Origin of the sequence: Erwinia sp. ErVv1, assembly GCF_900068895.1 — a bacterium.
Classification (GTDB): Bacteria; Pseudomonadota; Gammaproteobacteria; order Enterobacterales; family Enterobacteriaceae; genus Erwinia.
This window is the reverse complement of the sequence record NZ_CDPK01000003.1, coordinates 544,045-557,175: the sequence shown is the minus strand read 5'-3', so window position 1 is coordinate 557,175 and position 13,131 is coordinate 544,045. Positions and strand designations below refer to the sequence as shown.

The following is a 13,131-nucleotide window of genomic DNA, read 5'->3' as shown; positions in this document are numbered from 1 at the left end:
TGGGCCATTAGCCCACGCTGTGTTCAAGGCTTATCGCCAGCAGTTTTTGTGCTTCCACCGCAAACTCAAGCGGCAGCTCGGAGAAGACGTCTTTACAGAAGCCGTTAACGATCATTGAAATGGCATTATCTTCGCTAATGCCGCGCTGCAGGCAGTAAAAGAGCTGGTCTTCGCCAATACGTGACGTTGTCGCTTCGTGTTCAAGCTGGGCAGTATTATTCCGCACTTCAACATAGGGGAAGGTGTGCGCACCGCACTCGGCACCAATCAGCATGGAGTCACACTGGGTAAAATTACGTGCGTTGGTGGCCGTCGGCATGATCTTGACCAGACCCCGATAGGTGTTCTGGCTTTTACCCGCCGAGATCCCTTTGGAGATAATGGTCGATTTGGTATTTTTACCGATGTGGATCATTTTGGTGCCGGTATCGGCCTGCTGATGACCGCTGGTCAGCGCGACCGAGAAGAACTCACCAATAGAGTTATCACCGCGCAGGATCACGCTTGGGTACTTCCAGGTGATGGCCGAGCCGGTTTCTGACTGAGTCCAGGACATTTTGCTGTTTTCACCTTCACACAGCGCACGCTTGGTCACAAAGTTCAGAATACCGCCTTCAGTTTCGCCGCCGGAGAACCAGTTCTGCACGGTGGAGTACTTCACTTCGGCATCTTTATGGATGATCACTTCCACCACCGCCGCATGCAGCTGATAGCTGTCACGCACCGGGGCTGAACAGCCTTCGATATAGCTAACGTAGCTGCCTTCATCGGCAATCAGGATGGTACGCTCGAACTGACCGGTTTTCGCCGCGTTGATGCGGAAATAGGTCGACAGCTCCATCGGGCAGCGCACGCCTTTAGGAATGTAGACAAAGGTACCATCGGAGGCGACGGCCGAGTTCAGCGCAGCGAAAAAGTTGTCATTCGCGGGCACCACCGTACCCAGATACTGTTTTACCAGATCCGGGTGGTCGTGGATGGCTTCACCGAACGAACAGAAGATAATGCCCTGCTCTGCCAGCTTGCCGCGATAGGTGGTTGAAACTGAAACAGAGTCAAAAATCGCATCAACCGCGACTTCCTGCCCCTCACGCACCGGCACACCTAACTGTTTAAAAGCGTTCTCCACTTCTTCTGTCAGGTAGTCGGGCGCCTGTGAACCAGAGGCCTGCGTGGCACCCGGCTCGGAGGCACAGCTGTCATCACAGTTGCCGCAGGAGGGCGCGGAATAGTAGCTGTAATCCTGATAGTTCAGCGACTTATAGTTGGCTTTCAGCCAGTGCGGCTCTTCCATCTCCAGCCAGGCAGCGTAAGCTTTCAGGCGGAATTCCAGCATCCACTCCGGCTCGTTGCGCTTGGCGGAAATGGCGCGCACAACGTCTTCGCTGAGGCCATTTTCGAACTCTTCGGTTTGCAGCTGGGTGAAGAAACCCTCTTTGTACTTCTGGTTTCCTTCCCAGATCTGCACATCATCCGATGTTTCAGTAATTCGGGACATAAAGTTTACTCAACGCCAAAGCTCTCACCACAGCCACAGGCGTGTTGAGCTTTAGGATTATTAAATTTGAAAATCTGATTCAGGCCTTCACGAACAAAATCCAGTTCCGTTCCGTCGATGAAAGGCATTGCCTGTAACGGCACGTAGAGATGCGCGCCCTGATGAATAAAGACCAGATCGTCTGCGGCGGGCTCTTTCACCAGATCCATGGTGTAGCCAAAGCCAGCACAGCCGGATGTCTTCACACCCAGCTTCAGGCCCTTCACATGCGGGTCGTTGGCTGCCAGCGCAATGATTTGCTGGGCTGCACTATCAGTGAGCGTCAGGCCTTTCCAGACGAAGTCATCCGGTGAAAAAGAAGCAGTAGTTGCTGATGGCATAAAGTTACCTCGCGAGTCGATAGCCCTGAGGGCTAATGTCTCTATGTTAGTGATATTGAATATCGCTTCAACCTCTTGTTTTGCAGGGATTAAGGCCAACGGGACTTTTTTAGCCCTTTTTATACAGTTTAGACCCTGTGAAGAGGATGACGATCGGCATTACACTCCGATTTAACGAAATTATAACACATTGAAAAAAGGCCAGTAAATAACGGCCACGCTGTGATGACCGTGAATTATAGATATTTTACCGCTTTCAGACATGCCGCGTATCGTTATTACCAATTTTTATGAGAGGCAGCATTTATGGGTAAAAATTTTCCGCCGGAAACGTTGAATAATGCGTCATTTATAATATGATAATGATTATCATTAGCACGAACGAGCCCTGAGATGAATCTTTCGATAAGCGCCTGGCTGCACCAGAAGATTGACGACTACAAGTTTTCAGTTCGCGATATCACCGTTGATTTCTACATGGCTCAGGCCAAACTCAACCGGCCACAGTGCAGCCTTGAACACCTGCGTCGATTCAATGACATTTGCCTGGACATGGCCGAGCTGTGCCAGCTAAACGGCGATGACCGCAGTTACCTGCACGCGCTGGGTAAGCTCCATCACCGCTTACTGGTCGAGCTGGGTAACCCCGAACGCGACAGGCTGTTTCGGATGCAGGCCTGGCAGCTGGCACGACATTCCCTTACCCGTCTGTGCCACGAGCTGGCGCTAACCGGCGACTGGGATCGCGCCACCCGCCTGCAGAGCGATTTTGTTAAGCATGCCGCGTGGATAATTTGACAACCGGGCTGCCTTAACCCGATCCGACCTTATCCCGGTGAGCACATCCCGACCTTGCCGCTATTCTGGCCCGGCCCCATGCCTTACCACTCCCACAGCTGCCCCCCTCCTTCAGGAGGGGCAACATGATATCACTCTTTGCCCCTGGCTGACAAAACTGCGGTGGTTAGTCTGACCGAGCAACACAGCCGCTGGCGGGGGTCAAAAATGTCTATCTGCCAGCGCTGGTGGTTACGCCCGATGTGCAGCGCACGACACACGCCGCGCACCTCCCCTTCCCTTACCGGGCGCAGATGACTGGCGTTGATCTCCAGCCCGACGATCCGCTCCTCCCCGGACGTACATAAATAACCCGCCACCGATCCCAGCGTCTCGGCAAGCGCGACCGAGGCACCGCCGTGCAGCAGACCAAAGGGCTGACGGGTGCGAGAATCGACCGGCAGCGTCGCCTCCAGCGTCTCCTCGTTGATGGCGGTAAAGACGATCCCCAGCGTTTCTGCCAGGTTGCCCCGTCCCAGCTGGTTAAGCTCTGCCAGGGGCATCTTGCGTTGCCAGATAGCCATTAAATAATCTCCAGCAGCGCCTGAAGGGGATGGCGCACGCCGTTCCCTTCCACGCGCTTCACCTGACTGCGGCACGAGTAACCCGTCGCCAGGCAGCGCTGCCTGGGCAGCTTTTGCAGCGCCTGATGCCAGGAGAGCTCATAAATACCGAGTGAATTTTTTAGATTCTGGCTTTCGTGACCATAGGTCCCCGCCATGCCGCAGCAGCCAACGCTGACGTTCTCCAGCCGGGCGCCAAAACGGGCAAAAATGCTCTCCCACTGTTTGGTCGAGCCGGGCAGCGCCGTCACTTCCGTACAGTGCCCGAACAGATACCAGCACTCCCCGCTTTGCGGCCTGGGGTGGCTCTCAGGGAGAGCCTGCTGCAGCCACTCGTGCACCAGCTGAACGTGGAAATCACCCCGCTGCTCGCCCAGGGTCAGGCGGTACTCATCGCGATAGCACAACACCAGCGCCGGATCGACGCCCACCAGCGGTAATCCCAGCTGCGCCACGCGATTAAGGAAATCGGCGGTTTTCTGGGCCGTGCGCGCAAAGCGTTGCAGGAAGCCCTTCACATGCTGGGCCTTTCCATTCGGTGAAAACGGCAGTACCACTGGCTGGTAGCCCAGCTTTTCGATCAGGCTGACAAAATCAGCGACCAGTCGGGCCTCGTAATAGCTGGTGAAGGGATCCTGCACCACCAGCACATAGCGTTCGCGCTGTGCGTTGCTCATCGCCTCAAGCTGTTCGAGGGTGGTGGTCATTGCCTGCTGTCCCGCCAGCTCTTTTTTAAGTGACGGAGAGGAGAGCAGGGGCAGATCCACCATGCCAATATGTTTTCTGCTCAGATCGCGCAGCAGCGGCTGACGCAGAAAAAAGTTAAACACCCTGGGGGCTTTCGCCATCAGCGGGGCATAACTCTCCACGCTGGCGACCAGATAGTCGCTGGCCGGACGCAAATAGCGGGTGTGATACAGCTGCAAAAAGCGCGACCGGAAGCCGGGCACGTCAATTTTGATCGGACACTGAGTCGAGCAGGCTTTACAGGCCAGGCAGCCCGACATCGCCTCCTTAACCTCATGCGAAAAATCATACTCCCCACGCTGGGCATGCCAGCTGTTTCGCGTTCGCGCAATCAGCCCGCGCAGGCTGACCTTCTCCTTCGGCAGGTTTTTCTCCAGTGCCACCGGATCAACCCCCTGCTCGGCCAGCAGGCGAAGCCATTCGCGGGTGAGCGTGGCGCGCCCCTTCGGCGAGTGAATACGGTTAGCGGTGATCTTCATCGAAGGGCACATCGGGCTGCGGACGTCAAAGTTGAAGCACAAACCATTACCGTTGCACTCCATCGCCCCGCGCCAGTCGGCTCTGACATTAATGGGGATCTGCCGATCCCAGGTTCCGCGTTTAACCGCATCCACGGCCATCATCGGTGCATCAAGGCCAAATGGGGTGCAGATTTTCCCCGGGTTAAGCCGGTTGGCCGGATCGAATGCCGCTTTGATACGCCTGAGTTCATTGAAAAGCGCTTCGCCAAAGAATTCCGGGCTGTACTGCGCGCGAAATCCCTTGCCGTGCTCGCCCCACAGCAGGCCACCAAAGCGTGCCGTCAGGGCCACCACTTCATCGGAGATCTGCTTCATCATCATCTCCTGCTGCGGGTCGCACATATCCAGTGCGGGGCGCACGTGCAGCACCCCGGCATCCACATGGCCAAACATGCCGTAGCTCAGGCCATGTCCGTCCAGCAGTGCGCGGAACTCAGTAATATAATCGGCCAGATGCTGCGGGGGCACGCAGGTGTCTTCCACGAAGGGAATAGGCTTGGCACCGCCTTTGGCATTTCCCAGCAGGCCTACCGCCTTTTTACGCATGGCATAGATACGTTCAATACCGTCCAGATCGCTGCAAATCTGATAGCCGATAATGCCTGCCTCATGGGCGGCGATCAGCGCATCCAGCCGCTGGCAAAGCGCAGCGACCTGTTCAGCAATCGCGGCGCCGTCGTCACCGGCAAACTCAACAATATTGAGTCCCGCCACGTCGCTGCCCGGCACATCGGTAATCAGTTCGCTCACCGAATGCCAGACGATATCCTCCCGCGCCAGGTTCAGCACCTTTGAATCGACCGTCTCTACCGACAGCGCCTTTGCCTCCACCATAAAGGGGGCGCTGCGCAGGGCGGAATCGAAAGAGTCATATTTGATGTTAACCAGCTGGCGCACTTTAGGGATACGCGTGATATCAAGCCGGGCCTCGGTAATAAAGGCCAGGGTTCCCTCTGAGCCACACAGCAGTCGCGTCAGGTCAACCTGTTGCAGATCGTCACTCAGCACATGGCGCAGATCGTATCCGGTCAGGAAGCGGTTAATTTTCGGGAATTTATCCAGCACCAGCTGGCGATTATCGCGGCAGCTTGCCAGCACGGTGCGGTAGATTTTTCCTTCCGCCGTCGCCTCCGCTGCCAGCTTTTCTGCCAGTGCGACGGGAATGCTACGCGTGTCAAGGATGTCACCACCCAGCAGAATGGCGCGCAGGGCCAGCACGTGATCGGACGTTTTACCGTACACCAGCGATCCCTGACCCGACGCGTCGGTATTTATCATCCCGCCCAGCGTGGCCCGGTTGCTGGTGGAAAGCTCAGGGGAGAAGAAAAAACCATAGGGTTTAAGAAATGCATTCAGCTGATCCTTAATCACACCCGCTTCAACCTTTACCCATCCCTGCTCAACGTTAATATCAAGAATGCGGTTCATATGGCGGGACATATCCACCACAATTCCCTGATTAAGCGACTGCCCGTTGGTACCGGTTCCCCCTCCGCGCGGGGTAAAGATGAGATCGCTAAAGCGCGCCTCTCCCGCCAGGCGGGCTATTAGCGCCACATCGGCGGTGGACCGGGGAAAAATAACGGCATCAGGGAGAAGCTGGTAAATGCTGTTGTCGGTGGAGACGCTAAGGCGATCGGCATAGTGAGTAGCGGTATCGCCAGTGAAACCCTGCTGCTCTAACGCCTGCAAAAAATTCAGCACCAGTTGGATCAGGCCTGGCGCCTGAGAAATTTGTGGGATCATTTTCGGGTGACCAAATGTGGAATATGCATTTCTGTTGATTTAACGGTTTTATCATATTTTTTTATAAACTGTCGCGATTTCAAAAAACCGTGGATAAAAGAATCCTGCACGGCATCTGTCGTAAACGCGTTTAATACATCATGATAAGGAGGCGGGTGCAGCGCACTGGCTGCCTGCCGCTGCCCGCACCATTATTCCGCATCGTTCTTATTTTACCCGAGGTAATGTTTACGCATGAAGAACGTAGAAAAAGGCTGGGATTTGCCGCAAATCGTCTTCTCCCTGATGTTTATAACCCTGATGATTGTTGCCTGTTTCTGGGTGGTTCAGCCGTTTGTGCTGGGTTTTGCCTGGGCCAGCATGGTCGTTATCGCTACCTGGCCACTGATGATCAAACTTCAGCACTGGCTCTGGGGGCGACGCTCACTGGCAGTGATTGCGATGACGCTGATTCTGATCCTGCTGTTCATTATTCCGATTGGGATTCTGGTCAACAGCCTGATTGAGAACAGTGGCCCGGTGATAGCCTGGGCCACCTCCGGCCATTTGCTACTGCCGGATATGCACTGGATGACCAGTATTCCCCTGGTAGGCAGAAAGCTCTACTCCGGCTGGCATCATCTGGTACAGGGCGGCGGCAGCGCGATGATGACCACCATTCAGCCTTATATCGGCCGCACCAGCGTGTTCCTGTTTGCCCAGGCAGGACATTTTGGCCGCTTTATGCTGCACCTGGGTCTGATGCTGCTGTTCAGCGTGCTGCTCTACGCACGGGGGGAGCAGGTTGGCCATGGTATTCGCCATTTTGCCTTCCGCCTGGGTTCACGACGGGGTGACGCCGCCGTGCTGCTGGCCGGTCAGGCCATCCGCGCCGTGGCGCTCGGGGTGGTGGTCACCGCGCTGGTTCAGGGCATTCTGGGTGGCATTGGCCTGGCCATATCCGGCATCCCTTACGCAACTATCCTCACGGTCCTGATGATATTCTCCTGCCTGGTGCAGCTCGGCCCGCTGGTCGTACTGGTGCCGGCCATCGTCTGGCTCTACTGGAGTGGTGACACCACCTGGGGAACGGTACTGCTGGTATGGAGCTGCGTGGTCGGCACGCTGGACAACGTACTGCGTCCGATGCTGATCCGTATGGGTGCCGATCTGCCGATGATATTGATCCTCTCCGGCGTCATTGGTGGCCTGGTCGCATTCGGGATGATTGGTCTGTTTATTGGACCCGTGGTGCTGGCGGTTTCTTACCGCCTGGTGTCGGTGTGGGTGCATGATGTCCCCGCTCCCGAAGAGGATCCGCTGGAAGTGGTGGAAGAACTGGCGGAAATTGAACACGAAGCGCACATTAACGCAAAATAATTACCCCGGGCGGTCATTTTTGTGACCGCCCTCACTACCTGGATAAAATGATCGCCCCCAGCGCTTAACGCGCTTTGATTAGGGCCGTTTATCATAAAAGCTTCTTTTTAAGCCTTTTCAATTCTTCACTCCCCGTAATGATTACCTTTAATACAGTTTCAATTCCGTTTCTGTGGCTGACAGCCCACGAAAGATTATCGCTTTTAAACTAATGAGAGGATTCTTAATGACTCGTCAGGCCCATCTGAATATTATGAATCATACGCTTACGATCAAGCTGCTGATTTTTAAACAACCTTTTACACCCCGGGTTAAATAAAGAATTGCTGTGTGTAGTCTTTGCCCATCCCATGTGGTGGGCTTTTTTTTGCCTGTTATCTACCTAAAAGGCCAGATAATCTGGCCTTTTAGGTGTTTTGCTAATAAATCGCGCTATTTTTCAGCTATTTCCGCCAGGCTGAGCCAGGTTTGTACCACCGTATCTGGGTTAAGTGACAAACTATCAATTCCCTCATCCATCAGCCATGCGGCAAAGTCTTCGTGATCGGAGGGGCCCTGCCCGCAGATGCCAACATATTTCCCCTGTTTCTTCGCCGCCCGGATCGCCATCGACAGCAGCGCCTTAACCGCGTCATTGCGTTCGTCGAACAGCGCCGAAACAACGCCAGAATCCCGATCGAGGCCCAGCGCCAGCTGCGTCATATCGTTTGAGCCAATGGAGAAACCATCGAAATAGTGCAGAAACTGCTCCGCCAGCAGCGCGTTCGATGGGATTTCACACATCATAATGATTTTCAGCCCATTTTCGCCGCGCTTCAGCCCCTGACGCTCCAGCTCCTCAACCACGGCCTTCGCCTGGTCTACGGTTCTGACAAAGGGCACCATAATTTCAACATTGGTCAGCCCCATATCATTACGCACCCGCTTCACTGCGGCACACTCCAGGGCAAAGCAGTCGCGGAAGCTGTCGGCCACATAGCGACCCGCGCCACGGAAGCCCAGCATGGGGTTTTCCTCTTCAGGTTCGTAGCGTTCACCGCCCACCAGATTGGCATATTCGTTAGTTTTGAAATCAGAGAGGCGCACGATAACGCGCTTAGGCGCAAAGGCCGCCCCCAGGGTGGCAATCCCCTCAGTCAGGCGGCCGATATAAAACTCAACCGGATCGTCAAAGCCTTTCATCATCAGGCGGATCTGCTGCTGCAGTTCCGGCGTCTGCTGGTCAAATTCCAGCAGCGCTTTGGGATGCACGCCTATCATGCGGTTAATAATAAATTCCAGTCGTGCCAGTCCCACCCCCTCATTGGGCAGGCAGGCGAAATCAAATGCACGGTCCGGATTCCCTACGTTCATCATGATTTTTAGCGGTAGCGGCGGCATTTCATCGACCTGCGAGCTTTTCACCTCGTAGTCGAGCAGATCGTTGTAAACGTAGCCGGTGTCGCCTTCGGCGCAGGAGACGGTCACCTTGTGGCCATCTTTTAGCACGTCGGTCGCATGACCACAGCCCACCACGGCGGGAATACCCAGTTCACGGGCGATAATGGCTGCATGGCAGGTTCTGCCACCGCGATTGGTCACAATCGCGGACGCTTTCTTCATAATCGGTTCCCAGTCCGGGTCGGTCATATCCGTTACCAGCACATCACCTTTTTCGATGCGATTCATCTCGCTGATATCGTGAATAACCTTGACCTCCCCCGCGCCGATACGGTGCCCAATCGCGCGTCCTTCGACCACGACCTGACCTTTACCCTGCAGCGTATAGCGCTCCATCACCTGGCCGTTAGAACGGACGGTTTCCGGGCGGGCCTGCACAATAAACAGCTTACCGGTGTGACCGTCTTTGGCCCATTCAATGTCCATGGGTCGCTGGTAGTGTTTTTCTATCTGCACGGCCTGGGCAGCCAGCGCCTCTACCTCTTCCTGAGTCAGGCAGAAACGATCGCGATCCGCCTCCGGCACATCTTCGATTTTGACCTGCTCACCATGTTCCTGCGAATCGGCATAGACCATGCGTATTTTTTTCGAGCCCATAGTTCGGCGCACGATGGCCGGGCGGCCAGCGGCCAGCGTGGGCTTGTGCACATAGAATTCATCAGGGTTTACCGCTCCCTGTACCACCATTTCACCCAGCCCCAGCGCAGCCGTAATAAATACCACCTGATCGAAGCCCGATTCCGTGTCGATGGTGAACATCACGCCAGCCGAGGCCAGGTCTGAACGCACCATGCGCTGGACCCCCGCCGAAAGCGCCACGCCACGATGGTCGTACCCCTGATGCACACGGTAGGAAATAGCGCGATCGTTAAACAGCGAGGCGTAGACGTGTTTTACCGCGACCAGCACGGCATCGAATCCCTGTACGTTGAGGAAGGTTTCCTGCTGACCGGCAAAAGAGGCATCGGGCATATCCTCGGCCGTGGCCGATGAGCGCACGGCAAAGGAAGCCTCAGCGTCATCAGCCGATAGCTGCTGGTAGGCCTCGCGGATCGCCTGTTCCAGCGCAGGCTGGAATGGGGTATCCACAATCCACTGGCGGATCTGTTTGCCCGCTTTGGACAGTTCGTCAACATCATCAATATCGGTCACATCGAGCAGCGCGTAAATCCGCTGATTAACGCCGCTTTGATCAAGGAACTGATTGAACGCCTCCGCCGTCGTCGCAAAGCCGTTGGGCACGGATACGCCCAGCGAAGACAAATTAGTAATCATTTCTCCCAGAGAGGCATTTTTGCCTCCCACCCGATCAACATCGTTCATGCCAAGCTGGTTATACCAAAGCACGAGCGGCAGTTCGCCATTATTGGACATCGAAGCAATCCTTTTTGATTTAATTAAGATGATGAGGACTGAGTATGACGTTATGAGCCTGGCATATTCGTACCACGGAATAAAACTGTTGAATCGATCAAGCAGCCAGAATGTCCATCTTTTCAGAAAACTCCGCGCCCCACGCAGGCGTTGCGCAACAGATATAGAAAATATTTATAATTTAATCAATAAGATAGTTATCATCTTAATTTCAGGAGATTTTACCCGTTGCGCAACGTGCATTAATTCCCTTTAAGAATGATATCTTTTTAAAGTGCTATTTTTAGGAATGAACAAGCGGTTTTTATTAAGCATCAGTAGCTTTTATGAAGATGTAAGGACTTTATAAAAACAAATAGTTCACATCAACTAATTATGAACTATTTGTTTTATTATGCTGTTGTTATCACAATTTGCTTTGTGCCACCGGCTTAATTTAGTCTGCAGGAATGATAATAACGGGAGAGTAACTGACGTGAACAATGAACGAAGTGTGTTTTATATCTCTGATGGTACGGCCATCACCGCCGAGGTGCTGGGTCATGCGGTTCTTTCACAGTTTCCCGTTGCTATTAACAGCGTGACCCTGCCGTTTGTGCAGAACGTGCAGCGCGCCCAGGCCGTCAAGGCACAGATCAACGCTTTATACGCCACAAGCGGGGCACGTCCACTGGTTTTTATTTCGATAGTCACACCTGAAATACGCGAGATTATCCTGCAAAGCGACGGTTTCTGTCAGGATATCGTCCAGTCGCTGGTAGGCCCGCTACAGCAGGAGCTGGGCATTGCGCCTTCGCCCGTCGCCAACCGCACTCATGGCCTGACGGCTGGTAATCTGGGTAAGTATGACGCGCGTATCGCGGCAATAGATTATACCCTGGCACACGACGACGGCATTTCTCTGCGTGGGCTGGAAGATGCTCAGGTTATTTTGCTGGGCGTGTCACGCTGCGGCAAGACGCCCACCAGCCTCTATCTGGCGATGCAGTTTGGTATCCGCGCGGCCAACTATCCCTTTATCGCCGATGATATGGATAATCTGAAGCTTCCCCCTGCCCTGAAGCCCTTCCAGCATAAGCTGTTTGGTCTGACTATCGACCCCGAGCGGCTGGCCGCCATTCGGCAGGAGCGCGCAGAGAATACCCGCTACGCCTCAATGCGTCAGTGTCGGCTGGAGGTCGGTGAGGTTGAAGCGCTGTTCCGTACCCATAAAATTCGCTACCTCAACAGCACGAACTATTCGGTAGAGGAGATCGCTACCCGCATCCTGGATATCACCGGGCTGACGCGCCGCATGTATTGACGTAGCCGATCAGGATAGCCACTCAAAAGCAGCGGGCGTAAAAAGTGATATTTATCGCGTTACGCCCGATTAGCCTCCGTTTGCTGTTGAATTCATCGCCATTTGGTTTATTGTGATCGCCATCACTTCCCGGCACTTTTGCCGCAGCGAAGACAAAATTTAGAGAGTGCAATGAACAAAACAGATGAACTGCGGACCGCGCGCATCGAGAGCCTGATTACGCCTGACGAGCTGGCGCAGCGGCATCCGATCACGCCAGCAATAGCCTCCAACGTTACCGCCTCACGCCAGCGTATCGCCCGTATCCTGTCCGGCGACGATCCGCGATTGCTGGTGGTTATCGGCCCCTGCTCCCTGCACGATCCGCAGGCGGCGCTGGACTATGCCGCCAGGCTTAACCTGCTGCGCGAGAAATATCACTCCCGACTTGAAATTGTTATGCGCACCTATTTTGAGAAGCCGCGTACCGTCGTCGGCTGGAAGGGGTTGATCTCCGATCCTGACCTCGACGGCAGCTATCGGGTAAATCACGGCCTTGAGATCGCACGTAAGCTGCTGCTGGATATTAATGCGCTGGGTATGCCGACCGCCACCGAATTTCTGGATATGGTGGTAGGTCAGTTTATCGCCGATTTGATTAGCTGGGGCGCGATTGGCGCACGCACCACCGAGAGCCAGATACACCGCGAGATGGCCTCAGCCCTTTCCTGCCCGGTGGGCTTTAAGAACGGTACCGATGGCAATATTCAGATTGCCGTGGATGCCATTCGTGCTGCGCGTGCCAGCCATATGTTTTTGTCCCCCGATAAATACGGTCAGATGACGATTTATCAGACCAGTGGGAATCCCTCGGGGCATATTATTATGCGCGGCGGCAGGCAGCCAAATTACCACGCAGAGGACATTGCTGCTGCGGCAGTGTTGCTACGCGAGGCCCGGTTACCGGAACAGCTGGTGATAGATTTCAGTCATGGCAACTGTCTTAAGCAGCATCGTCGACAGATGGAGGTTGCCGCCTCGGTGGCTCAGCAAATTCGCGATGGCTCAAGGGCGGTTGCCGGCGTGATGATTGAGAGCTTTTTGCAGGAGGGTACGCAGAAGGTGCAGGCGGGTATTCCACTGGTGTACGGTCAGTCTGTAACCGATCCCTGTCTGGGCTGGGAGGATAGCGAGGAAGTGCTGGCTTTGCTGGCCGGGGCCGTTGATTCACGTTTTTGATAGCGATCGGTTTCGCTGATGCCGAAATGTTGCTCTGTGCCCCCCTGGGGCGGGGCCGGCGCTGCAATGGCTGGAGATGTCGCCTACGTGTGGGGCCCGGTGCCGGATGTACAACGCTAAAGGCTAAGTGCTGTCGCCTACGGGT

General features: G+C 54.8%; 9 protein-coding genes. 4 read left to right on the top strand and 5 right to left on the bottom strand.

Features of this window, described 5'->3' with window-relative positions; all coding sequences use genetic code 11:
• Positions 1 to 7: 7 nt before the first annotated feature.
• Together sufB and sufA are read right to left on the bottom strand one after the other, a co-directional pair.
• Entirely contained in the window at positions 8 to 1,498 is a 1,491-nt protein-coding gene (gene sufB / locus A1830_RS06800) for a Fe-S cluster assembly protein SufB (RefSeq protein WP_067703551.1), read from the bottom strand.
• Between the two features lie 5 nt (positions 1,499 to 1,503).
• Entirely contained in the window at positions 1,504 to 1,878 is a 375-nt protein-coding gene (sufA, locus tag A1830_RS06795) for a Fe-S cluster assembly scaffold SufA (RefSeq protein ID WP_067703548.1), read from the bottom strand.
• Positions 1,879 to 2,271: 393 nt separating this feature from the next.
• On the opposite strand from sufA, the gene A1830_RS06790 reads away from it, so the two are divergent.
• Positions 2,272 to 2,676, top strand: coding sequence for a hypothetical protein (locus tag A1830_RS06790; RefSeq protein ID WP_067703545.1), 405 nt, complete (start codon positions 2,272 to 2,274; stop codon positions 2,674 to 2,676).
• Positions 2,677 to 2,807: 131 nt separating this feature from the next.
• Here A1830_RS06790 and A1830_RS06785 read toward each other — a convergent pair whose 3' ends face one another.
• Entirely contained in the window at positions 2,808 to 3,239 is a 432-nt protein-coding gene (locus A1830_RS06785) for a hotdog fold thioesterase (protein WP_067703543.1), read from the bottom strand.
• Positions 3,239 to 6,292 carry a D-2-hydroxyglutarate dehydrogenase YdiJ gene (locus A1830_RS06780; protein ID WP_067703541.1) on the bottom strand — a complete coding sequence of 1,018 codons (3,054 nt, stop codon included), beginning with the start codon at positions 6,290 to 6,292 and terminating at the stop codon, positions 3,239 to 3,241. The genes A1830_RS06785 and A1830_RS06780 overlap by 1 nt, the downstream gene beginning before the upstream one ends.
• Before the next feature lie 234 nt (positions 6,293 to 6,526).
• On the opposite strand from A1830_RS06780, the gene ydiK reads away from it, so the two are divergent.
• Positions 6,527 to 7,651 (top strand): AI-2E family transporter YdiK, encoded by a 1,125-nt coding sequence (gene ydiK / locus A1830_RS06775; RefSeq protein WP_067703539.1) that lies wholly within the window; start codon positions 6,527 to 6,529, stop codon positions 7,649 to 7,651.
• Positions 7,652 to 8,083: 432 nt separating this feature from the next.
• On the opposite strand, the gene ppsA is transcribed toward ydiK, so the two are convergent.
• Positions 8,084 to 10,465, bottom strand: a complete 2,382-nt coding sequence (gene ppsA / locus A1830_RS06770) for a phosphoenolpyruvate synthase (RefSeq protein ID WP_067703536.1) — start codon at positions 10,463 to 10,465, stop codon at positions 8,084 to 8,086.
• A gap of 475 nt (positions 10,466 to 10,940) precedes the next feature.
• Between ppsA and A1830_RS06765 the strand changes: the two genes are divergently transcribed.
• Both A1830_RS06765 and A1830_RS06760 read left to right on the top strand, forming a co-directional pair.
• Positions 10,941 to 11,768: a posphoenolpyruvate synthetase regulatory kinase/phosphorylase PpsR gene (locus A1830_RS06765; RefSeq protein WP_067703533.1), complete on the top strand. Its 828-nt coding sequence runs from the start codon at positions 10,941 to 10,943 to the stop codon at positions 11,766 to 11,768.
• A gap of 171 nt (positions 11,769 to 11,939) precedes the next feature.
• Entirely contained in the window at positions 11,940 to 12,986 is a 1,047-nt protein-coding gene (locus tag A1830_RS06760; protein ID WP_067703530.1) for a 3-deoxy-7-phosphoheptulonate synthase, read from the top strand.
• The last annotated feature ends 145 nt before the right edge of the window (positions 12,987 to 13,131 follow it).

Bases quoted from the DNA above. Each gene is read 5' to 3' on its own strand.
- sufB (WP_067703551.1), bottom strand. From the start codon at position 1,498: ATGTCCCGAATTACTGAAACATCGGATGATGTGCAGATCTGGGAAGGA.
- sufA (WP_067703548.1), bottom strand. From the start codon at position 1,878: ATGCCATCAGCAACTACTGCTTCTTTTTCACCGGATGACTTCGTCTGG.
- A1830_RS06790 (WP_067703545.1), top strand. From the start codon at position 2,272: ATGAATCTTTCGATAAGCGCCTGGCTGCACCAGAAGATTGACGACTAC.
- A1830_RS06785 (WP_067703543.1), bottom strand. From the start codon at position 3,239: ATGGCTATCTGGCAACGCAAGATGCCCCTGGCAGAGCTTAACCAGCTG.
- A1830_RS06780 (WP_067703541.1), bottom strand. From the start codon at position 6,292: ATGATCCCACAAATTTCTCAGGCGCCAGGCCTGATCCAACTGGTGCTG.
- ydiK (WP_067703539.1), top strand. From the start codon at position 6,527: ATGAAGAACGTAGAAAAAGGCTGGGATTTGCCGCAAATCGTCTTCTCC.
- ppsA (WP_067703536.1), bottom strand. From the start codon at position 10,465: ATGTCCAATAATGGCGAACTGCCGCTCGTGCTTTGGTATAACCAGCTT.
- A1830_RS06760 (WP_067703530.1), top strand. From the start codon at position 11,940: ATGAACAAAACAGATGAACTGCGGACCGCGCGCATCGAGAGCCTGATT.